Annotated in this window: 18 protein-coding genes and 1 tRNA gene; 1 reads left to right on the forward strand and 18 read right to left on the reverse strand. The window is 54.4% G+C overall.

The features are described from left to right. Nucleotides 1–133 precede the first annotated feature (133 nt). The 7 genes from B5E77_RS12000 to B5E77_RS12030 form a co-directional block, all read right to left on the reverse strand. Entirely contained in the window at nt 134–3,715 is a 3,582-nt protein-coding gene (locus B5E77_RS12000) for a DUF4132 domain-containing protein (RefSeq protein WP_162609692.1), read from the reverse strand. A 48-nt stretch (nt 3,716–3,763) separates the two neighbouring features. Then, the gene (locus B5E77_RS12005) at nt 3,764–4,633 is read right to left on the reverse strand and encodes a hypothetical protein (RefSeq protein WP_087165607.1); all 870 of its coding nucleotides are present in this window, start codon (nt 4,631–4,633) and stop codon (nt 3,764–3,766) included. A gap of 71 nt (nt 4,634–4,704) precedes the next feature. Further along, nucleotides 4,705–6,969 carry an SWIM zinc finger family protein gene (locus B5E77_RS12010; protein WP_087165608.1) on the reverse strand — a complete coding sequence of 755 codons (2,265 nt, stop codon included), beginning with the start codon at nt 6,967–6,969 and terminating at the stop codon, nt 4,705–4,707. A gap of 31 nt (nt 6,970–7,000) precedes the next feature. Next, nucleotides 7,001–8,128 carry a VWA domain-containing protein gene (locus tag B5E77_RS12015; protein WP_087165609.1) on the reverse strand — a complete coding sequence of 376 codons (1,128 nt, stop codon included), beginning with the start codon at nt 8,126–8,128 and terminating at the stop codon, nt 7,001–7,003. Between the two features lie 30 nt (nt 8,129–8,158). Further along, on the reverse strand, nt 8,159–10,651 hold the full coding sequence (locus B5E77_RS12020; RefSeq protein ID WP_087165610.1) for a DUF5682 family protein: 2,493 nt from the start codon (nt 10,649–10,651) through the stop codon (nt 8,159–8,161). Beyond that, complete coding sequence (locus tag B5E77_RS12025; protein ID WP_087165611.1) at nt 10,612–11,727, reverse strand: ATP-binding protein; 1,116 nt, start codon at nt 11,725–11,727, stop codon at nt 10,612–10,614. Before B5E77_RS12025 ends, B5E77_RS12020 begins: the two co-directional genes overlap by 40 nt. A 28-nt stretch (nt 11,728–11,755) precedes the next feature. Further along, the gene (locus tag B5E77_RS12030) at nt 11,756–12,007 is read right to left on the reverse strand and encodes a kinase (protein WP_087165612.1); all 252 of its coding nucleotides are present in this window, start codon (nt 12,005–12,007) and stop codon (nt 11,756–11,758) included. A gap of 208 nt (nt 12,008–12,215) precedes the next feature. Here B5E77_RS12030 and B5E77_RS12035 point away from each other — a divergent pair, with 208 nt between their 5' ends. Then, nucleotides 12,216–13,196 carry a DUF3658 domain-containing protein gene (locus tag B5E77_RS12035; RefSeq protein WP_162609693.1) on the forward strand — a complete coding sequence of 327 codons (981 nt, stop codon included), beginning with the start codon at nt 12,216–12,218 and terminating at the stop codon, nt 13,194–13,196. 107 nt (nt 13,197–13,303) lie between these two features. On the opposite strand, the gene tyrS is transcribed toward B5E77_RS12035, so the two are convergent. From tyrS to B5E77_RS12085, 11 genes are all read right to left on the reverse strand, one after another. After that, a complete protein-coding gene (gene tyrS / locus B5E77_RS12040) occupies nt 13,304–14,533 on the reverse strand; it encodes a tyrosine--tRNA ligase (RefSeq protein ID WP_087165614.1) in 1,230 nt (409 codons plus the stop codon). A 455-nt stretch (nt 14,534–14,988) separates the two neighbouring features. Next, complete coding sequence (locus tag B5E77_RS12045) at nt 14,989–15,681, reverse strand: hypothetical protein (protein WP_087165615.1); 693 nt, start codon at nt 15,679–15,681, stop codon at nt 14,989–14,991. A gap of 94 nt (nt 15,682–15,775) precedes the next feature. Next, the gene (locus tag B5E77_RS12050) at nt 15,776–16,915 is read right to left on the reverse strand and encodes a hypothetical protein (protein ID WP_087165616.1); all 1,140 of its coding nucleotides are present in this window, start codon (nt 16,913–16,915) and stop codon (nt 15,776–15,778) included. Nucleotides 16,916–16,917: 2 nt separating this feature from the next. Then, complete coding sequence (locus B5E77_RS12055; RefSeq protein ID WP_087165617.1) at nt 16,918–17,676, reverse strand: ATP-binding cassette domain-containing protein; 759 nt, start codon at nt 17,674–17,676, stop codon at nt 16,918–16,920. Next, nucleotides 17,673–17,843: a hypothetical protein gene (locus B5E77_RS17105; RefSeq protein WP_204248051.1), complete on the reverse strand. Its 171-nt coding sequence runs from the start codon at nt 17,841–17,843 to the stop codon at nt 17,673–17,675. The genes B5E77_RS12055 and B5E77_RS17105 overlap by 4 nt, the downstream gene beginning before the upstream one ends. Nucleotides 17,844–17,885: 42 nt before the next feature. Then, nucleotides 17,886–19,268 carry a sensor histidine kinase gene (locus B5E77_RS12060; protein ID WP_087165618.1) on the reverse strand — a complete coding sequence of 461 codons (1,383 nt, stop codon included), beginning with the start codon at nt 19,266–19,268 and terminating at the stop codon, nt 17,886–17,888. Beyond that, on the reverse strand, nt 19,265–19,984 hold the full coding sequence (locus tag B5E77_RS12065; protein WP_087165619.1) for a LytR/AlgR family response regulator transcription factor: 720 nt from the start codon (nt 19,982–19,984) through the stop codon (nt 19,265–19,267). Before B5E77_RS12065 ends, B5E77_RS12060 begins: the two co-directional genes overlap by 4 nt. A gap of 127 nt (nt 19,985–20,111) precedes the next feature. Beyond that, nucleotides 20,112–20,183 (reverse strand) — tRNA-Glu (locus B5E77_RS12070). 92 nt (nt 20,184–20,275) lie between these two features. Beyond that, entirely contained in the window at nt 20,276–21,058 is a 783-nt protein-coding gene (yaaA, locus tag B5E77_RS12075) for a peroxide stress protein YaaA (protein WP_087165620.1), read from the reverse strand. Next, entirely contained in the window at nt 21,055–21,510 is a 456-nt protein-coding gene (gene bcp, locus B5E77_RS12080) for a thioredoxin-dependent thiol peroxidase (protein ID WP_087165621.1), read from the reverse strand. The genes yaaA and bcp overlap by 4 nt, the downstream gene beginning before the upstream one ends. A gap of 44 nt (nt 21,511–21,554) precedes the next feature. Further along, a complete protein-coding gene (locus tag B5E77_RS12085) occupies nt 21,555–22,700 on the reverse strand; it encodes a CapA family protein (RefSeq protein WP_087165622.1) in 1,146 nt (381 codons plus the stop codon). Between the last annotated feature and the right edge of the window lie 30 nt (nt 22,701–22,730).

The following is a 22,730-nucleotide window of genomic DNA, read 5'->3' on the forward strand; positions in this document are numbered from 1 at the left end:
ATAGGTTGTATCCCGTTGTTTGTCAATGCGCGGCTTTTTGCATCTCTGCTGTCTATCAAGGCTCCATCAAGGATTACATAGCCCTTTGCAGGCAGGCTGTCATAAACGCTAAGCGCCCCGGATAAAACAACCATCAGCTTCTGCACTCCGGATACGCAAGCTGCTCCTGGCTGGAAGCCGTGGCCCGCGTAAGCTGAAGCACCACTTCACTGAAATATCTGGGACTTACCTGGCCAAGCTTGTATTCATTCTCCTTCTTGATGGTATCATACACATAGCTTCCGCGCTTCACAGTGCCTGCCTTGTAGAAATGCGCGCCGTAGACTGTAACCTCATCGTTTTCATCCCCCACGTAGCTTCCGGAAAATTCCAGCTCCACACCAATTCTTTCATCCTCCCGGTAAAATGTGGTATAGACTCCTCCATCCTGGACGGAGCCCCGGTACCAGCCCATTCCCTGAAGCCTGCCGGACAGGGAGAGCCCGTTCAGCAGCTTTCCGCCAAAACGGGTCAGCTCTGTTTTCTCCTTCTCATCCTCTGTCAGCCTGTACACCGGGCGTTCCAGCTGTTCTATGGGCTGTGTCACCTCATAATCGGAAAGCTGCTCCTTCCATGCGGCCAGCTCTTCCTCTGAAAGCTCAATCGGGTGTACCAGGCCGGCCATTCCTGCCTCCGGGAGCTCGAATTCCTCCTCATCCATGGTATTAAAGCTGCCGTCCTCCATATACCGGAAGGTCGCTTTCAGCGCTCCTTCCTCATAAATTCCCCAAACCAGCCCGATAGCAAACTGATGCATCACGGGATTTTTCACAAACAGCGTCCTCCACTGCTCCAAGCTCCAGAGACGTTCCGCTGTCAGAGCCTGCTCCAGCCGAAGCTTCTGATTCGCCGCCACGGTTTTCAGCTGCTTCTTCAATGCCTTAAATTCTGCATAAGCGTCCGCCGCTTTTTTCTCATCGTCCCGTTTTCCCGGCGCAGGCATGTTCTTCAGCCTTTTTCCCTCACCGTCGAAAATTTCCAGCTCCAGAGCAGGTGTCAGGTAAACGTGAAAGCTCCGCGCGCCATAATCAAAGGTACGCTCCTGCCTCTCTCCAAAGCCAAGCGTAGGCACAATCCGATCCTCGAGCTCTGCCCGGCTGATTCCCAGCGCTCCGGCTGCAGCATCCAGCGCCGCAGCTGCGGCCGCTTTTACCTGGCGGAACTTGAATTTTCTTGAAATCTGATCAACCAGAAGAAGGGCTTCTGAGCTTCCATTCAACGCCAGAGCCTTTACTGCCTCTGCGGCAAGCGCTCCCCGGGCATGCTGGGGCCATTCCTGAATCTGGCGCCAGAACACGGGAACGATCTCCGCCCCTCCGTGGATAGCCGCTGCATAGAGCACCCATTTTTTCTTTGCTTCCGCTCCCGCCTCCATCCATTTATCAAAAAGCTCTGCCATATACCGGCCCAGCTCCTTTTCCTCCAGCTCTGCAGCCAGCCTATTTGCTTCCGTATTGACGCCTGGCACAGTCATGTCCGCATAGGCGGTAAGAAGCGCCTGCAGATAGTCCTCCGCAGCCAGGCTTCCGTCCTTCCTGTGCACGTCGCTGAAGGGCGTCTCACAGGCCCAGGCAGTTTTCCTCTTTCTGCCGCCCTTCAAAATTCCCGCAGCCAGCTCCTGCGCCGTTTGAGGCTGTCCCGCTGCGGACGCCTGTGCCTCATCAGGCACGGAAGCGCCGAGAGTATTCTGAAGCAGCTCCTTTAGCTTCTTGCTTTTTTCCGTCTCCAGAGCCTTCTGAAGCTCTTCCCGGTACTGCTCCGCGCCCCAGGAACGCATCACACGGATCGCAAGCTCCCGTTCCTGCGCCTTTCTGGAAGCCAGAAAAGCCCTGATCTCCGGCTCCCATTCCCGATGCTCCGCGCAGATGAGAATCAGCGTTTCCCTTACCTGCTTGGAGCCGTCCATGGCTCCGGACAAAATCCTGTCCTTTTCCTGCTGCCATTCCTCATCGAGCACCCGGTAGCAGATATCCCGCCCTACTGAAGCACTGGTTTTCAGCGCTGTGTAGAATTCCTCCCGGCGGGATGAAAATCTCCGGGCCAGAGCCTTAACCGCCGCGTCCAGGAGCTGGCTTTTATCCTTCTCCGAATAACAGCTGGAATAAATTCCTTCTATAGCGTCTGCCAGGTACTGAACCGTCAGGCCCTCCTCCAGCAGGAGCTTTACCAGCTTCTCCACTGCATCCTCAAAGACCGAAATGTCCACCGCTTTGCCTCCACTGGTATGCGGCAAATAATGATACACGAAAAAACCGCCCCGCATTTCCAGCGCCTGCAGGACGACCACCCTCCGGTACAGCTGTCCCTCGTCTCTTTCCATCATATCCGCCTTCAGGTATCTGTCGTAATAATAACAGGTATCGCCCCGCCAGAAATCTACAAAAGGCCAGAGCTCATCCAGAGAAGCCTCTCCCAGCAGATAGCGTTTTGTTTCCGTCTTTCCCACAGTCATGCCATCTGTCAGCTCCTCCACCAGCTTATTCCGATATTTATCCTGAATGCACGCGCCCAGCTGCTGATATAAGGAAGAGCTGCCTATTCTGACCTGCTCCAGCAGATACTGATAATCCTCCGTGCTCACAGAGCCCTTTTCTATCTCAGTCCGGATACATTCCGGATACTGCTTCGCCATGCGCCTCAGGCCGCCGTCCACTCTGTTTTTCAGATACCAGTGAGCAAATTCATCCAGCTTCAGGGGAAGCGTCTGCTCCAGCTTAGGCAGCTGGGCCTCAAACCAGGAGGGCTCTGCCGCTCTTTTACAGGCCTCCAGCGTCCATTTTGAGTTCAGAGCGGCCATAATCTGCAGAAAGGTCAGACAGCAGCCAGAATGCTTCCAGGCGAGAAAGGCACAGCTTGAAAGCAGGGTAAGCAGATACTGCTCTGCCTGCTTTCCCTTCAGAATTTCCCGAAGCTCCGGCGGGAATTCCCCATAAGGCCTTCCACGCCTGACATAGGCCTGCAGGCTTTTCTTTTCCTCCTCATTCAATCCTGGAGCAGCGAATACCCCCGGAAGGCTGTCTTCCAGGTTCGACTCCAAAAGCTCCGCTGCCTTCCTGTTTTCCAGGCTGCCGCTTGTCTCAAACATACTCTTTCCAAAGAAGTCCTTTATGCCCTGTGCCGGACTGCCGCTTTCCTTTCCGGCCCTCTTCACATGCAGATAAACCGCCGCCAGAAGTACCCTGACATTATCATACCTGCTGCTGCAAAGCTCCATGGCACGGCAGATAACCTTCAAGTCCTTCTCCGCCAGTCTGCAGAGCTGCTTGATATTCGCCCAGGAAAGGGCGTATTGATTCCAGGCGATTCCCTCCGCCTGAATGGCAGCCTCCTGTTCCGGAGCCAGATACTCCCGGATATTTCTCAGGCTCCAGCTGAATTCATTCAGAATGTAATTCGCCGAAGAGCCTCCCGCAGCAGCCGCGAAACGGACATACCGGCCCAGCTCCTCCGTCCTCTTCCTTTTTACCAGGTGCTCCACATAATCTAAGCTCTTTTTCCTTTTTTCCCTGGACAGCCCGGAAAAATCCTGAAGCTCCGCCTTTTTCAAAAGCTCCGCCCGTTCTCCCGTCCCCAAAGCAAAATACTCCTCCGCCAGCTTCCGGTTCGTCTCCGTCAGCTCCAGCGCCTCCAAAACGTCCAAAAGCTTCTGGTAGCTTCTTTCCTCATTCAGATTCATGCCGTTCCCTCCCTGCATTCTATTGCTGTATTTCATTACTATATTTCATTACTGTATTTCACTGCCTGATTCCCATGCGTTCAATTCATAGTCCAGGATCTGAAAACCAGTTCCATCCCAGTACAGCGCTGTCCTCACCACAGCCAGTGATTTTCCGGATGCGATATCCTCCGGATCGAGAATCGCCTCCGTCATGATCTCATTCCCCTCCAGCTCTACGGTAATCAAAGAAATTGTATCCGCCAGCTCATACTCTCCGGCTGCCGCACTGTCCTGCTCCGGCGCCTCCAGTTCAAGGGATGCATCCAGAAAAGTAAGTCTCCCCTCCGGCAGAATCCGGGTGTTTTCCAAAATCCAGTCCTCATAGGCCTGCAGCGGAAAGGCTGCGTCCTGCCACTCCCCTTCCCTGGCCTGCCCCAGAATGTGCAGCTCCTCCCTGGCCCAGTGGGCGCCTCCGGGCGGACAGAGAACTACAGCCAGCTCTTCCTCTCCATCCTGATCAAAATCCCAGGCTGCTGTCTTCAGCCCGGCTTCCATACCTCTTGCCTCTTCCCACTCTGTCCGGAGCCATTCCTCCTTCCACAGGATATAGAGACCGCTCTGATCCTCACGATTTGCATAGATTCCAGGCTTTGGACCGTTTCCGAAAGCAGCCGCCTCCCCGGCCTCTTCCTCTTCACCAGCCCTGGTCTCCAGGTCCGAAAGCAGGGCCCATTCTGTCTCTCTGGTCCACGCTTCATAGGGACAGAGCTCCTCCGGCAGCCCGTCCGGAACCGGAAGCCTCTCCACTGTCTCCATATCAGCCTCGAACCGCGGAAGCCCGGAAGCTTCTGCCGCATTTTCCGTCTCTCTTCCTGCCGAACATCCATATAAACTACTCCCCAAGAGCATCACCAGAATCCAAAGGCCTCTTTTCACCGCCGTCCCCCCTCTCTGTACCAGCTTGCGCTTTTTCTCTTTCTTTTCCCTGTCTGCTGTTTTCTTCGTTTTTACTTTTCCGCTTCCATGCGAAGCAGCGTCTGGTCAAGAGAGAGCTTCTCCAGACAGATTTTCGTATATTCCATCAGCCAGCCCCAGGCTTCAAGCGCCGACTCCGGATCAAAGCGCATCTGATGGCGTTTTTCTTCCAATGCCTTCCGAAGCGCGCACAGCTTTTCGCTTCCTCCATGGAGCCCCAGCTCTTCCCCTTCTCTCTCAAGCCTTAAAAGCTCGGACAGGCTTTCCTCCTGTACCGAATACAAACCGCTCTGAAATAAATCCGCCAGCGCCTGCCGCATTTCCAGAAGCTGCTGTTCCAGCTCCTCTGCCGTCTCCAAAGGCAGGGCTTTCCCGTTTCCAGAGGAGCTCTGTCCTACAGCTGTCTCTGTCCCGTTTTTCCTGACTGCTCCTGTGTCAGTACACTTTTCCTTTGTCTGCCTGGAATTCTCCTGCAAAGGCAGGAATTTTTCCCATTCAAAATATTCTATCGGATACAGGCAGAGCCTGCCTCCTTCCAGATACAGGGCCCCAAAGAATACCAGCGGAGCTTCCTTTTGCTTCCGCGCTGCCAGCCTGGCACTCAGGCGCTCCAGAACGCGGATCGTCAGCTTTTCCTGCTCTGAATACCTCACAGACACAGAAATTTTTCTTCCCTCCAGGTCAAAAATTTCCATAGAAAACCGCTGCTGTACCGTATCAAAATGTCCTTCTCCGCAGCGGACAGCTCCAGCCAGGACCAGAGACTCACGCACCGCCAGCTCTTGTCCTGGGAGGTTCCCGCCTGCTTCCGGCAAAAGCTTTGCCTCCAGCGCGGCAGGCAGTCTCCGGTAGTCCCAGACCACCATATCCCGGATTTCTCCCCGGGCAAGATTTCTCTGCCCGGCCGCCTCTCCCGTCGTCTCCTTGCTTACCGAAAGCCGTCCGTCCTCCGCAGCCCTGGCCTGGTTCAGGTAGAATTCCAGTTCCATCATTCCGGCGCGGCTGCAGCCCAGTCCCCAGGGCGCCTGCTCCCGCTCATAATTCCCGGCCGGACGGCGGCGGACCCCCTCATAAAAGACAGGACGTGCATCCGTCCAGGTATACCACCGCCTCTGCTCCGTCTCCAGAAAATAGTACCTTTCTCCCGCATAGCCTGTCTTACTCTGAAAGCTCTCTGCACCGATCGCCGTCAGGTGCAGGCGGCCTGCCGGCTGATAAGCGTCCCGGAAGTTTCCCGCCAGAGCCCGCAGCTCTTCTGCTTTCTCCGTATGCTCCAGCTTCAAAGCCCTCCTGTATAATCGCAGAAGCCGGTCAAGCAGGCCTTCCGTGCGGAAGGCCGCCGATCGTTGAAAATACTGCTGGATCTCCGTCTGTGCGCTCCGGAATTCTGCCTCAAAATCCGCCAGCCTCGCGCCATGGCTGATGACAGCCAGGCGCTCCATGCTCTCCGACGCCTCCGGCGACAGGCGGGAAAGTCCGGTCAGAAGCATCAGGCGTATCCCGTCCCGGATAGAACGGGCAGCCTCCAAAAGCTCCTCCCGGTTCCATACCTCCTCCCCTTCATTCTCAGATTTCAGCTGTTCCAGGCTGACAGCTCCCTTCCAAAGCTGAAACGCCAGAACAGCCTGGGCCTTATGGACGCACAGCTCCCGGCTGTGGCAGGTACAGGTGGAATGCTCCAGCGGACTTAACAGCTTCACAGTCCTCTGATTCCAGGGAAAGCGGACGGTGAGAAGCCTTCCCGAAGTCCCTTCCTCTATCTCTGGAAGCTCTCCCGCTTCTGCATGGGCCAAAAATTCCCGGTACCCTCTCGTCCTGCAGGCCTGTTTAAGCTTTCTCAAAGGAACTTTAAAGAGCTCCTGCTCAAATGCAGGCTCCAGCCTCCCGCCGTGCTCCGGCCCGTTCTGAGCCTGCTGCTGTTCCGGCTGCCCATCCACGTTTTCTCCGGTCGCCCCGCCCCTGTCCGGCTTTTCCTTCCCGTCCGGATTTTTCTTCCTGCCCACAGCTTCTGCGGATTTCCTGTTCTCATCCTCGGCTGCCCGCTTCAGATAAAGAATCGCAGCGATCCGATGGCGGCAGACGCTGCGGGAGGGGCAGCTACAGGTACTGTCGCCAAACGGCGCACGAATCCGGCAGACAGCCTCCTTCCAGGCCGCCTCCGCCTCCTCTCCGTCCCAGGTGACAGACGGGGTCTCCTGTTCCAGATCCTTGTAAGCCCGTTTTACCGTTCCTTTATTGGACAGACCGATCAGATATTCCTCGTCTGTCTGCAGCAGCAGCTTTTTCAGCTCTTCCATGTTCCTTTCGCCTCCCTAAAAGAGTGCTGCTCTACCGCATCACGTTTCCCATAAAATCACCCAGAGCCTCCGGCGTCATGGCCCCCACGAAGGCGCCAAGCTCTGCGAGAGCCTCTGCTGTCCTCCGGTCGTAGACCGGATTTGCCTCCATATCGAGGGACGTCAGGCAGATGAGCCTTGCCCCGCTCTCGATAATGCCCCGGCTTACAGACAAAAGCCCGGTCAGACCTCCTCCCTCGCAGAGGTCCGAGACAAGAACGACCATCGTCCGGTACGGATCCTCAATCAGCGTTTCGCAGTACCGCAGGGCTCCTGCAATAAACGTCCCTCCGCCAAGCTGGATGCTCATAAGCGTCTCCACAGGATCGTCAAGCTGCGCGCTCAAATCCACTACCTGCGTATCAAAAATCACAAGCCTCGTATCCAGCATCGGAAGCTTTGCAAAAATCCCGGCCATGACCGCACTGTGTATCACAGAATCCAGCATGGAACCGCTTTCGTCCACTGCGATCACGACACGCCACTGGCTGTACTTCTGTGTACGGCTGCTGAAATAGACCAGCTCCAGCTGGAGCCGCCTCTGTTCTGTATCATAGTGCTGCAGATTCCTCCGAATCGTTTTTTTCACATCCAGATTCCGGATAGATTTTACAGGGCTTGGCCTGTTTCGATCCAGGCTTCCAAGCAGAGAACGCCGGATGTCCTTCGTCAGCCTTTCGGCGATCTCCTCCGCCACCTTCCGGACTATCCGCCGGGCCGTCTCCAGCACCTCTCCCTTCATCAAATGCTTAAGCTGAAGGATCGTCTTTAAAAGCTCCTGATTGGGCTCCAGCCTTTCCAGAATCTCCTTATCGGCAAGCAGCTCTTTCAGCTGATAGCGTTCCAGGGCATGGCGCTCCAGTATTTCCACAGTCTCTTTTGGAAACAGCTTCCGGATTTTTGTGATCCATGCTGCCGCCGTGAGGCAGCTGGCCTCTGTGCCTCCTTCCCGCCGCACATCCCCGCCGGCCTCTCTGGAATAAAGAAAGTCCAGCGCTTCCTCCAAATCAAAGCAGGAAATCCCGTTCTCCAGCGCAGCCCCATCCCCAAAAGACAGCTGCCCTCCGGCGTTCTTTCCCAATATCAGCCTCCAGCGGTTTAAAACCTCCGTGTCTCTCATAGGCTATCAGTTCCTTTCTCCTGATCCCGGTCAGATCGGGCTTCGCTCCATCCGCCTGGCAGCATAGCTGTCCAAAGCTTCTCCGCAGGCATAAGCCTCCAGACTTACACTCCTCCCCCGGAGGATCTCCCTGCCTGTCTTTCCGTGAAGCCCGGCAGCCTGTCCCGCGATCCGATCCGTTTCCAGCGGCGTAAAATATCCGAAGGCCAGCCGCAGCTCCGGAAGAAGGCTCATAAATTCCTCCGCAGACAGGCTTGCCAGAAGTCCGTCAATCAGCTGCAGGAACTCTCTGCTCACCAGCGCGAAATCCCTCGCTGTAAAAAACAGTCCCTGCAAAAACGCTGCGCTTGCCGCCCGTACTTCTTTCGTACCCTGCATATATCCCCGGGCTGCAGCGCTGATCTGGACGCCAAAGCTCCCATCAAAGCCATACAGAAGCCCCAGCGCCGCTCCCTCGATCGCAGGATTTACAGGGCGGCGCTCCAGCATGCGCTCCAGCGCCGCAAGAAACACCGGCTGAAGCTCTGCATAGGCCGGCTTCCCGGAAACCTGGTACAGCGTCCTTAAGCTCTCCATGCATTCCTGCTGCCGCTCCTCCTTTGTCTGTCCCATAAACGGCAGAAGCTGGATGATTTTCTGGAAACAGCTCCCTATCATATCCTCCAGGTTCAGCTTTCCCCGAGCCTGGTACAAATCCTGAAGCTCCGCAAGCATCACAAGCTGGGAAAAGCCTCCGCTTAAGGAAAAGAAATCCCCGTCCTCCGAAACAATCTGGGAAAGCCGGGCTCCCATTTGGTCCTGCTCATCCAGGAGGCCCATCAGAAAGCTTTCCACAAGAAGCTTCGCCGCCTCCCGGCAGCCAGAAGCCGCAGAAAACCTTTTGTGAAGCAGCGTGCGCGCCGCCTCCTCCACCGACGCGCCGGATACCGACGCGTCGATCAGCGCTGCCGTCACCCGGGCAGACCACCGGTAGGACCAGATTTCCCTCATCCTGCTCCTGTCCCTGCGGTTTACCAGATCCGAACCCTTTTTCCTTCTGGCAAAGCCACAGCTTAAAAACTCTGTCTGGTAGAAAAACCGGCTCAGCCGGAGGTGCTTCTCCTTCGCAAAGATCTCGAGCACAGACTCCTGTTCCACCGTAGAGTGAAGCTTCAGCCCGAAAAGAACACACTGCTTTTCAAAATCAGCCAGCAGGGGCGGCCGCATGGCGTCTGCACAGAGCGCGCCCGTCTGCGTCCCCGTCGTAAGCTCCGCAAGAATCCTTAAGGCTCCGTCTGTGGAAATGCTGTACTCCCCCTTTACAAAGGAGGACAGCGCACTGTCCCGAAGCTCGTACAGCCCCGGACACCTCTTTCCCCGGAGCGCCGCCAGACCCTGGGCCATGGAAAAAGCGCAGATCTCGTCGTACGCCGACACGCTCTCCTCCCTTCCCCGCGCTTTCTTTCCAGTCAAAGCCAGAAAATGAAGAATTGTATCCTCCCAGGCCTCCTTTGCCCCAAGGCCTGCTTCCAGACGTTTCCAGACCTGATGATAAAAGCCCGGAGACTGCATGCCGCTGGCATAGCCGTTCAGCGCATCGGCGGCCTCCATGGAGTAGGCCATCGGGTAGACGGACTGAAGCTTCGGATCGATCCGGTGAAGCCGGACCGGCTCTCCCACAAAGCACAGCCCGGCTGCCCCCTTTTTCTTCTCCAGAAGCTTCCCAAGCCCATAGGTGTGAAAGCCGCCGGTCACTACAAGAATCCTCTGATACGTCTCCGAGGCCCTGGCTATCTGCTCCGCCATATACCGCTCCCGCAGCGCACAGCCGTCCTCTTCCAGCTCCTCCCCGGACGTATACAGCCGGGACAGCCCGCAGTAGAGAAGCATCTGATGGACAAATTCCGGGGTTTCCTGGAAAAGCCCCTGAATCTCAAAGTATTTCTCCCAGAATTCTTCAAACTCCCGTACCCCTGTCTTTTCACAGAGCTGCGCAAAATACCGGCTTCTGCTTAAGAGATAGTCGTCGCTGTAATTCTGCTTCTCTCCTTCCTTCCGGATTCCCCTGTTCTCCATAGTCCCGGCCAGGATCTCCACATAGGGAAGATCCATAAATTCCACATGGATTCCCCTCCTGTCCGCTTCTTTCAGCGCCGTCAGCTCCGGGGAGCAGTCCAGAAACGGATAGTAGCATTTATAATCCTCCCTGTCCGGGCTTATCAGCCCCTCCTTATCCTGGTACGCATAATACAGGGCCAGAGGCGGCTTCGTATCCTCATGGACCAGGATCGGAATCAGAGGCTCTGCATTCCCCGGCCCTTCAATCAGAATACAGTCTGGCCTGTACGCCTCAGCTGCTTTTTGAAGATGATAAGAGCAGACAGGGCTGTGGTGCCGAATCGGAAAATACAGAACCGGACCCGACAGGTCATATTCTGTTCCCGGACAGACCGCCTTCTCAATCTCAGACACTTCCGCCTCAGCCTCTCCCGCGCCGGCTTCCTCTATCTCAGATATTTTCTGGCCTCGTAGTAGCTGCTCCATAAGCCGCCCTCTTTTCCTCCCTTATCGCGGATCACAGTCTGAAAATACCCGCGAAGCTTCTCCAGATCCTCTCCATTTTCCTTCTGCACCGCTCCTACCAGGTTCTGCACCAGGCAGCCCATGTCCATTCGGGAATCCCCATAGTAATAGGCTGTCAGCATGGTCTGATAATAGACGGACACTGCCTCTGCCGTACTCATCACCGCTGACGGCCGGTCGATCCGGTGTCCCATGGATGAGACGCCCTCCCGCAGCTCATGGTAGGTGGAGGCGAGAATCTCAGCCACATCCTCGTCCGGCTCCATCTCAATCTGGTTTTCCCGGGCCAGCTCCTGCACCTCATTCAAAATAATCTGCTTTTCCATCGTCACATCCCGGACCGGCATCACCGTCTCGAAGTTAAAGCGCCGCTTCAGAGCGCTGCTCATCTCGTTGACACCCTTGTCCCTTGTGTTGGCTGTGCCGATCACGTTAAAGCCGGCTCTGGCAAAGAGCAGGCCCTCCTCCCCCAGCTCCGGCACGTTTAAAACCTTATCGCTTAAGACGCTGATCAGGCTGTCCTGAATCTCCGCCGGCGTTCTCGTGATCTCCTCAAAACGGGTCAGAATTCCCTGTTCCATGCCTACATAGAGAGGCGAAGGGACAAGCGCTTCCCTGACCGGCCCTTTGGCCAGCAGCAGCGCGTAGTTCCAGCTGTATTTGATCATATCCTCGGTCGTGCCCGCCGTACCCTGAATCGTATTCATGCTTGTACCGCTGATGGCTGCCGAGAGAAGCTCTGAAAGCATGGTCTTCGCAGTTCCAGGCTCTCCCACCAGCATCAGGCCGCGGCTTCCTGCCAGTGTGATAATGCAGCGCTCCACCAGCGCGTCGTTTCCAAAATATTTCTTCCGAATTGTAATCCTCCGCCCGTTCCACTCCAGGGGCTCCCGGCTCCCCAGAATAAATGTACGCACGGCTTTCGGCGAAAGCTTCCAGTTCAAAGGCCTCCGCTCCGTATCCAAGGCTTCCAGAGCCTCCAGCTCTTCTCTGTACCGCACCTCCACCGGCGGCTTTAAATCCATCTTGTAGTCCATTTTGTCCCCCTGCCAAAGGCCTGCTCCTCTACTTCCAGCTCTCCAGCATCTCAATCAGTGACGCCTCATAATCTCCCAGCACTTCCTCCTGCCGCCCTCCATGCTGCAGATTTGTCTCCACGCCTCTCGTTCCTCCCTCGTCAAATTCCCAGATATGATAAGGTACGCCGCGGTAAGAAAAATCAACGCTTCCGCAGCCGTCCTCCTCATGATATTCATACTCCCATCCCTTGCTTTCAAGGTAAGCGCGCACGCGCTGCAGACGTCCTTCCTGTGCCATAGTTTTCTCCTTCTGCAATAAAGAATAATATAGGAAAAGTATATCACACAGCCTGTTTCATAGCAAACCTTCTTGACTGTCCGAAGACTTTCCTGTACAGTTATTTTATAATTTCCGCATGCAGCGCTGCGCGGGACTAAAAAGAGCTGTATTTCCTGGTTTTTTATGCCGCTGTACATGTTCTGACGTTCAAAAAGGGGATAAAAACATGATCGAAATTGTTTTCAGCGAAAGCGCCGGCGGCTGCCTGAAGGCCGCACAGCATTTTGGAAAGGGAGAATACCGTCCGCACTCCGCATTTGCGCTTCTGCGCTCCGACGGCCGCAAGGCTTCTAAGAAAGAGCTGGAGCAGGCCAGGCACGAATTTGAAGAAAAGGAAAAGGCCGCTTGGGAAAGGGCTGTGCCGCTGGGCGGAACGGCTGCAGACGTCTTTTCCTTTGAGCTGGGCTTAAGCATTGGAGATATCTCAGAAAAGCACCCCGGCGTACAGCGCAGAAGGGCTCTGGAGCTCTTGTACCCATTTTCCTGTATTCCCGGGGAAGAGGACTGCCTGAGCGAAATGCTTCAGCACGCCTCAGAAAATCTGAATGACGTTCTGAGACGGGTTCAATCAGGAGAGTCCTTACGCATCTGGTACAGCCACAGTCCGGAGGAATTGTGCGGACTGTACTGGCTTATGGAGCAGTTTGCCCGTTCAGAGGCCTGCCCGGACAGCTTGTCTCTGGTAAAGCTGCCGGACTGGGAGATCCAGGATGACGGCGCTGTCCTTTCGTTGATGTCCTGGGGAGAAATCAGCCCTGAAAAATGGCACCGCTATCTTTGCTTTCAAAGGCAGGCAGACAAAGCTCTTATCCTGTTCTGCGCAGCGCACTGGAACCGTCTGCGCGAAGAAAACGCCCCTTTGCGCGCCATCCTGAACGGGCGCCTGGTCAGCGTGCCGGAAAGCTTCTATGACACCTTTCTGCTGCGTGAAATAGAAAAAGAAGAGACCTTTCTAGAGTCAAGGCTCATCGGGAAAATTCTTACCGAATACCGGCTCGCCATCCCGGACGGCTTGCTGCATGCCCGGATAGACAGTATGCTTGGCGAAGGATCTCTCGAGCTTATAGAAGAGCATCCTGAAATCCATCCATACCAAAGAACCCTCCGAAGGCTCCGCGGCCGCTCCGGCTGCCGTCTCCGGGAATAAAATCATAATAATCAAAAGGAGAGGATCCCTGCCAGTCCGCACGCATGGCCTGGCAGGGATCCCCTCCTTTTCCTCCTCTTTTTCCATTAATATTTAGAAAAGAGTCCTTATTCTCCGCATTTTACCTTATGGTACACCTTCTTGCCCTTCCGGATAATCAGCGCCTCGTCCTCATCCATATCGCTCACCGTAAAGGTCTTGTACACATCCGTAACCTTCTCGTCATTGACCGACACTCCGCCCTGCTGCACGAGGCGTCTCGCCTCAGAACGGGTCGGAGCAAGCTTTGTCTCCACCAGGAGCGACAGGATATCCTTTCCGGCCTCCATATCTGCCTTCGCGATGACAGTAGTCGGCATATCATCCGTCTTTCCTCCGCTTACAAAGAGCGCCTTGGCTGCTCCTTCTGCCTTCTTTGCCTCATCCTCGCCGTGTACGAGAGCAGTCAGCTCATATGCCAGGATCTCCTTGGCGCGGTTCAGCTGGCTTCCCTCCCATCGATCCATCTCGTCAATCTGCTCAAGAGGCAGGAAGGTCAGCATCCGCAGACACTTCAGTACATCTGCATCTGCAATGTTTCTCCAGTACTGATAGAAATCAAAGGGCGAGGTCTTGTCCGGATCCAGCCAGACTGCGCCGGACTGGGTCTTGCCCATCTTCTTGCCCTCAGAATTCAAAAGCAGGGTAATGGTCATCGCGTAAGCATCCTTGCCCAGCTTCCGGCGGATCAGCTCGGTACCGCCCAGCATGTTGCTCCACTGATCGTCACCGCCAAACTGCATATTGCAGCCATATCTCTGGAACAGCTCATAGAAATCATAGCTCTGCATCAGCATATAGTTAAACTCCAGGAAGCTTAAGCCCTTTTCCATTCTCTGCTTGTAGCACTCTGCAGTCAGCATCCGGTTTACAGAGAAATGAGGACCAATCTCGCGGAGGAAATCCACATAATTCAGATCCAGCAGCCAGTCGGCGTTATTCACCATCAGCGCCTTCCCTTCTGAAAAATCGATAAAACGGCTCATCTGCTTCTTAAAGCAGTCGCAGTTATGCTGAATCGTCTCCACTGTCATCATCTGGCGCATATCGGAACGTCCGGACGGGTCTCCCACCATTCCGGTTCCGCCTCCCAGCAGGGCGATGGGCCGGTTTCCCGCCTCCTGCAGGCGCTTCATCAGGCACAAGGCCATGAAATGGCCTACGTGAAGGGAATCTGCGGTCGGATCAAAGCCGATGTAGAAGGTCGCCTTTCCGTTGTCGATCAGCTCCCGGATTTCCTTTTCGTCCGTCACCTGTGCAATCAGGCCGCGGGCTGTCAGTTCGTCATAGATTTTCATTTTCCTTTTCTCTCCTTTGGCTTTTTTCTGTCTTTGTACAGGGCGATGAGCCTGAGAATTTATCCGCAAAAAAACTCCCGCCCTTTCACTGAAAGGACGAGAGTGTACATGCTCCCGTGTTACCACCTTACTTCACAGCTGCCTCACGACAGCTGCCTCTGTCGGTATCCGGATCGCCGAATACCCTGACGCTGTAACGTTCGTCTCTTACGTCGCAGCCTACTTGCCGTCTATGTTCTCCGCGTTCGGTGCGCAGCTCAGAGATGTATTCAAACTCAGGTACTCCGTGCGCCTCTCATCTGCCGGCTGCTTTCTGTACGGCTCTCCCAAAGCTCTACTTGTTCCCGTCAAAGCCTTTGAATATAAGATTTCTGCAAATCTGGGTCCATTATATCGGGTGTAAAATTATTTGTCAAGCCCCGGAGCAGGAAAGGAAAACTTCCATTATGATTCAGCTAGTTCAGGGCAAACGTCCCCAGCATCTCCTCGAGCTTCGCCTGCGCCTTGTCCGGCATTCCCACATAGCCGGAGATTTCCACCAGGAGAGAGCCGTCTCCGTCAGGAACCGCATAAAATACCTGAGCCTGTGTGACACCATCTGTCTCCTTCTCGATATAGACACATTTCGTCTCCAGACCATCCGCGCCAAAATACGTATCCTCTGCCGTCACACCGTCCTCGCCCGACTGCAGGACCAGTCCGTCAGCCAGAGCCGCCGCGTCCATATCCGGATACGCCTGAACGGCTATATAAATCGGACCATCAAGACTTTCAGAAGTGTTGTACGTATAAATATCTGATTCGCCCGTATCATCCAGGGTAAATACCGTCGGATCCCATGTCATGGAATATCCCAGCCTGCTCTCCTGCAGCACAGTGCCGGCATCCTCTGCCGGATATTCATAGTCCGGCGTCTCCGTCTGCGCGTCCTGCTCCTGGCCGCTCTGTTCCGCGGGCTGCTCCTGTGACTGGGCGCTCTGTTCCGCTGACGCCTCTGACTGGCTGCTTTCCTCCTGGCCTGTCTCCATCTGGCTGCCATTCTCCGCCGTGCAGGCAGCAAAAGCGGCAATGCTGGCCGCAGTAAATAAAATAACCGCAAATTTCCTTTTCATATTCGTCCCTGCCTTTCCTGCTTTTTCTGTCTCCATTATACTCCTCTGACTCAAAACGGTTCCTTTAGAAAAAGAGAATATTTTCTTAAAAATTACGCTCTGCCAGGTTCCAAGGCTACAGCCGCAGGAACTAAAAGGCGGGCTGCAGCCAGCCCCAGACCGCTGCCGCCGCCAGAGCCATAATCCCCGGCACCACATATTTTCTTGGATGATGCCACAGATCGCTCTCCGTCTTCCAGCCCCGAATCGGGAAATACCATTCCAGCACTACGGACAATATGGCGCTGAAAAGCGCAAAACAGGCTGCAGTAAAAATCATTCCTGCCGTAACACCTCCCAGCCGAATCTGCCAGCTGCACAAAAAAACTGCGTCTGCCAGCATATAAAAGCAAAAAAGAAAGCCTGCATATGGAATACAGAAGGCTTTTCCCTGCCCGGGGAGAAAACGCACAGCTCTCTCCATAGAGGGATCGCAGGAAAGCAGTATGCACAAAGGCGTATTCAATGACAGGACGGCAAAGCCCAGCGGCATTCCAAGCTGCGCCTCCATCCCGCCAAGCACTGCAGGAAGAAAGCACGCCGCAGCGCACATCCCTGCCGTATTCACCAGATAATTTTTGTGAAGCCAGAGATACCGCAGGAAATAGCGCCAAACCGAATGCCGCTTTCCTCCGCGCAGCAGTCTTTTGGCGCCCCCGCTTTTCCGGCGGCAGAACACATAAGCATCCGCTTTCCGCAGGATCAGCAGCTCTGCCGCGATCTCCGCCAGCCAAAGCAGTACAAGGCTTCCTTTGTGTCCCCCAACATAAAATACCAGAAGAGGCGCAGCTCCCAACAGCCCTTTCCAGATGCCATGCCTTCCGTCAGCATAGACGCAGGCCGCCGTCAGCTCAGCATGAACCGCACAGAGAATCCCGCACAAAAGACTGGCGCTATCCATCACAGCTATAAGCACCGACAAAAGCAGAAAGGTCCTTGTCACCAGGATATAGATGCCCAGAGCTCCCAGATAGGAAAACACCATTTCTGTCCTGCCAAAGGGAAGCATAAACAGATTCTGCATCTTTTCCTCTGTGCTCTCAGCATGCAGCGCCTGCCACATCATCCCTGCCGTAAACGTCCAAATTGTCAGGAAAAAGACAAACGGATGAATCTTCACGCGGATTTCTGCAGTACACAGGCCATAAAAAACCACCGCGCAGACCAGCAGCGGGCGCACCAGCCCTTCCTTTTTTACACCAAAAAGCTTCTTTGCAAAAGCGCAGTACATATTCATGCCTCCTCCCAAGCCTGGTAAAAGGAGCCGCCTGTCTCTTCCCGGCTTACAGCCCCTCCGCCGAGAGCCTTGCGAATCCTGGACGCATCCATCTCCTCTTTTCCAAACTCTCTCCGGATCTGCCCTCCTTCCAATACCAGTACCCGGTCCGCTGTCAGCGTAATGCTCTCCAGGATATGAGAGGTAAAGAGCACAGCTCCCCGTTTTCCATATCCGGCGATCTGCTGGTAAAGAAATTCTGTGCTCTGAAAGTCCAGGCCGTTCGCGGGCTCATCCATCAAAAGCAGCTCCGGCCCCAGCGCAAAGGCTGTAATCAGAAACGCTTTTTTCTGGTTCCCAGTGGAAAGCTCCCCAAGCAGCACATCTGCATATGCTTCGAAATGAAAGCCCTCCACCAGCGCCCGGACCTCCGCATCCTTCAGCCTTTTCCGGTAAGCCGCAGACACATAGGACAGGTACTCCCAAAATGTAAAATATCCAAAGGAATGATCCTCCGCGAACACCGTATAGCGGCTGCGTTTGAAGCCATCGTCCCGGAAATTCACAGAGTGTCCCCGAAACAGTGCCTTCTCCTGGCAGAACTCCCCATGAAGCCCTGACAGGATCTTCAAAAGCGTCGTCTTTCCTGCTCCATTCAGTCCGATCAGCCCTGTGATCTCATGCTCTTCCAGCTCCATAGAAAGCTCCGTCAGGACCGGATGCTCCTTCTGGTACCAGGCAGACAGATTTCTTATATTCAGCAGCGTACCTGTCATGCCTTCGGCCCCTTTCCGTTATTTTCGTCTTCTTCCTTCCTCCAGATACTGTACGCGGAATAGAGAAAAACTCCGCTCAAGATAAGAAACAGGGGATTCAGGCTGATGATTCCCACTGCCATTAACATAACTCCAAGCGCTCCTCTCACATACATATGCCGCCGCATCCTGATTCCTCCTTCGAACTATTTGCTTATCTGATAAGAGCATTATAGTTCGAAAAGGGAGCCCCTGCCAAAATGTCCTCCATCTGCAGACTTTTGACCGCGAAAGGACAGTGTTGCGACTGCCCGGAATACGCCGTTTTCCCAGGAGGTCCGCACCATCCCGTCATACTTCTGCGCAGCAGCCTGGGCGCTTTTTAAGCCCCAGCCATGCAGCCCTTCCTCCGTCTTTGTGGTCTTCATCTCCCTTCCATCCCGTTTCGGCTCCCGGACAAAGCTGTTCTCCACCTTGATCACCAGCATCTGATTCATCCGCCGGATCACAAGAGAGACAAATCTGTCCTCCGGACTGGCTACCTGCCCTGCCGCTTCCAGAGCGTTATCCAAAAGGTTGCCGAGAATCGCGCTTAAGTCAGAGCTTCGCAGATTCGTATGCCTTGGAAATTCCGCCTCAGCCTGAAAACGAATCTGTCGTTCCCCTGCTTCCGCGGCCTTGCTGCTGATCAGAAAGTCTACCGCCTCATCGCCCGTCCATGCCTTCTCTGTGATTTCGCGGACCGGTCCCTGAAGCTCGTCCAGATACGCAAGGGCTTCTTCGTATTTCTGGCGGGAGAGAAGATCCCGGAGCGCTCCCATATGGTTATGAAAATCATGAAACAGTCTGGCATTGAGGCCATAAGACCGGTTCAGAGACTGGTAATCGCGTTCCAAAAGCTCCCGCTGCTCCGTCTGAAGCCGCAAAAGCTCCCGCTCCATCTCATACTGACGCCTCATGCCAAAGGTCAGAACTGCCACAAGCAGAAGCAGAGACATCATCATCCACAGAGACAGCTCCTCCTCCGGGAACGTAATTCTTCTCTGCTCCGACAGGGAAATCACCGCCACAAATCCAATCACTACAAGAAAAGACACTGCACGGACAGCCTGCTTCCCTGCCTTCTCTGCCTTTTCTGTCCTCTCTGCTTCCTCCTTCCATTTCAGGAAGGCTGCTGCCAGAACAGAAAAAAGCAGATAGAATCCCCATAGAACCGCCTGTCCCTGAATGCTTTCCTCATCGAGGCAGGAGGGCGCATCCAGCAGTACGGCAGCTCCCGCCGCCGCGAGAAAGGTCCACAGCGCAAACCCGATTTCATAGAAGACACTGAAAAAGAGACTCATTCTACCGTCTGCCCTCCGCAGCTTTCCCGCACAGAACGCAAGCAGAAGCGTCTCGCCTGCAGTCCCATAAAATTCCGAAGCATTCCAAAGGCCAAACACTCCCGCAAGCACAGCCGCCCCCGCAAATACGGCAATCCCCAGGCCTGCCGCCGAAGCCTTCTTTCCGTCCTTCCTCTGTCCATCCGTCAAACAGCAGATCAGGTAATAACCAAAAAGGGCGCGCAGGCCCGACAGTGCCATATCCGAAAAGAGAAGGAACCCATCTGTCATATATGCTCACCCCAATACCTGTTAATTTCTTCCTTGACCTCCTGCACATGGGACCGGCTCACCGGGAGCACCGTACCGTCCTTCAAAACAACTGTGCCGTCCTTCACCTGCAGGATGTGTATCAAATTCACGATACAGCCCCGATCCGTAAAGATAAACTCTTCCGCTCCCAGCTCCTCCAAGACCTGCTGGAGGCTTTTTCGCACCTTTGCCTCCCCGTCTGCCGTAACCAGCCGGGCATTCTTCCCTTCCCTCTCAATATAAAGAATCCTTCGATAGGGAATTTTTTCGATTCTGCTGTTTGTCTGAATCGTATAGGTCCTGCCGTCCTCCAGCGCCAGCAGCCTTAAGGCCGCCTCCACTGCTCCCGGAAGCCGTGCCTCAAGCTCCGTCTTTGGCACATAACGGAATACCGACAGCTCAAAGGCGTCGATCGCATATTCTATATGGGAGGTGACAAAGATAATTTTTACATCCGGAAGGAAGGGCCGGATCCGTTCCGCCAGCTCCATCCCTGTGACCCCTGGCATCTCGATATCCAGCAGAAGCAGATCAAAATAAAAGCCATCGTCTGTAATATCACAAAGAAGGTTTCTTCCATCCTCATAGAGCTTGATCGTTCCTGTGCATCCGCACTGTTTCAGGCCTTCCCTGACAGCTCTTTCATATATAGAAACCATTCGGCTGTCATCGTCGCAAACCGCTATCTGAAGCATCCCCGCCTCCTGTTCTGCCGGACGTCCAAAGGCTCCGGCTTTTTATCAATCACTTCTCAAGGCTTTCATTTCCTGAAGCTTTCCCGCATAACAAAAAAGGAACCCTTGAAGCTCAAGGATTCCAAAGCAGTCGATAGGGGAATCGAACCCCTGTTTCCGCCGTGAGAGGGCGGCGTCTTAACCGCTTGACCAATCGACCATTTCTGCTGGCTCACTGCCAGCTTGATTACTATATCATAGAATTTCTGAGAATGCAAGTACTTTTTTCATTATTTTTTTACTTATTTTTCGCTATCGCACCTGCTGCTCCTGCAGTTCCTTTTCCGCTCTGATAAACACGTAAACTGCATCGTCTGAATGCCCGCTGTCAAACGTGTAGCCCAGCCGGTCAAAGCGCTTCGCCTCCTCCGGGCTCTCCGCCTGGCGCTCTGCCAGAAAGCGCACCATCTCACCTCTGGCCATCTTGGCGTACGTTCCCTTCTGCACGATTTTTCCACCGGACCATTCTCCGAAGATACAGGTGATAAACTGCTCGTCCGGCTTCAGATACCGCTCCACGCAGCGGGAATATTCCTTTGAGGCCAGATTTAAGATTATTTTATCCGAATTTCCGGCTCTTAAGGCCTCCTCACAGATTCGGCCTCCCCAGAACTCATAAAGATCTCTGCACCCGCATACGGAAAGCCGTGCCTGCATTTCCAGCCGGTAAGGCGTCACGCCATCCATGGGCCTTAAAACTCCGTAAAAGCCAGACAGAATCCGAAGATGCTCCTGCACCCAGGAAAGCATCCTGTCCTCAAAGACGGCCGGCGCCATGTACTGGTATTGAATTCCCTCATAGGAAAGGATCGCCGGCGTCAGGCCTCTGCGCAGATCCATGGACTGAAAACGCTCAAAATTTTGCCGGGCCAGCTTTTCATTGCATCCCCAGAGCTTCTTCGCCTCCTCATAGGACAGCTCCCGCATGCGGGCAAGAAGCTCTTCCGTTTTTTCCAGGAACACCGGCTCCCCGGCGGGAGCCAGCGTATCTGTGTCCACATTCATTTTTTTAGCAGGTGAAATAATCAGTCTCATGAGAGCTCCTCCAGCATCTGAGCCGGATTTTCTGCAGCCTTCACTTTATCGAAGGCCTTCACAATCATACCATTTTCATCGATCAAATAGGTGGTGCGCACTACGCCCATTGATACCCTGCCGTAATTCTTCTTCTCCTTCCAGACGTCATAGGCCTGGATCGCCTGAAGCTCCGGATCGGACAGCAAGGTAAAGGTAAGCTTCTGCTTTTCCTCAAATTTTTTATGGGAAGCTACCGAATCCCTGCTGATCCCCAGAATTACCGCCCCCTTCTCCTCAAACTGCGGGCGAAGCTCTGAAAAGCCGCAGGCCTGCCTCGTGCAGCCCGGCGTATTGTCCTTCGGATAAAAATAAAGAATCACCCTTTTCCCTGCATAATCAGAAAGGCTGTGCATTTCGCCGTTCTGATCCGGCAGTGTAAAATCAGGCGCTTTTGTTCCTGCTTCCAGCATATTGGTTTCCTCCTGTTCCGGTAAAATTTCTGTTTTCCATCCTGCTATTGGCTGACGGTTCCATCGTCTCCAATAGTAATTCCAAAAGAAAGGCTCTCCAGATTCTGATAAAAGGCCGGCCATGCGCTCTCCTCCAGAAGCCGCATCTGGTTCGCCTCGCTGACACAGGGAATCAGACGGATTTCCGTCTCTGTCCCGCCAACCGTCAGCTCCACAAGCATCGTCTCATACGCGCCGTTGCTGAAAATAAAATTCCCAAGGCTGTAGAAAATCGGCTTCCCCTGATAAAATTCTATCCCCTGAAGCACATGGGGATGAGCCCCAATCACAGCGTCCGCCCCGGCGTCAATATACTGTCTGGCCAGAGTCTTCTGATATTCCTCCGGCTGGGTATTCTTTTCGATTCCCCAGTGAACATAGACCACGGTAAAATCACAGCTCTCTTCTGCCTTTTGAATCTGCTCTGCCAGCGCTGCCGCGTCATAGGTCGTAAAGAGGCCCGAGCTTCCCGAAGAGGCGTTCCAGGAATGCTCCGGAATCACCCGGCTGGCTCCCAGAAAGCCTATCGTCCTTCCATCCATTTCAAAGGTCTTCAGCGCCTTTGCTTCGTCGATGTTTTCCCCCGCTCCCACATGAGCGATACCCGCCTGATCCAGCGTGTTCAGCGTCTCTGTCAAAGGACCCCGTCCAAAATCCAGCATATGGTTATTGGCAAGCGTCACGATATCCACGCCAAGCTCTGAGAGCACAGTACTATAGCTCGGATCCACACGAAAGGTATATTCCTTCTCCTCCATGGGCTCGCCAGTGGTGCCGAACGGAAATTCCTCATTCAGCATGAAAATATCCGCTTCCCGCAGAACTGACAAAAGGCTGTCCGAGGCCGCCGCCGAAATTCCCTGCTGGTTATACTTGCTCTGGAGCAGATCCGTCAGAAACAGGTCGCCCGCAAAAAGAAGGGTCGCTTCCTGCTCCTCTGCATCCTGTACAGAGTCCGGACTCTCCTCACCTTCCCCGTCTTGCTCCAGCTCCTGCGGCTCGACCACATATACCTGCGGAACCTCGCTCACCTTCGTTTCCTCCCCTGAGAACTCCACAAGCCCTGCTGCCAGGCAGACAAGGATGCTCAGCACAAGCATCACTGCGCAGAAACCTATGCCTTTCGCCAGAATTTTCAGAACCGTCCGCATCCGCCTCTCCTTTGCTGTCTACCCTATTTT

The sequence above is a fragment of the Lachnoclostridium sp. An131 genome (genome assembly GCF_002160825.1).
GTDB lineage: Bacteria > Bacillota > Clostridia > Lachnospirales > Lachnospiraceae > Laedolimicola.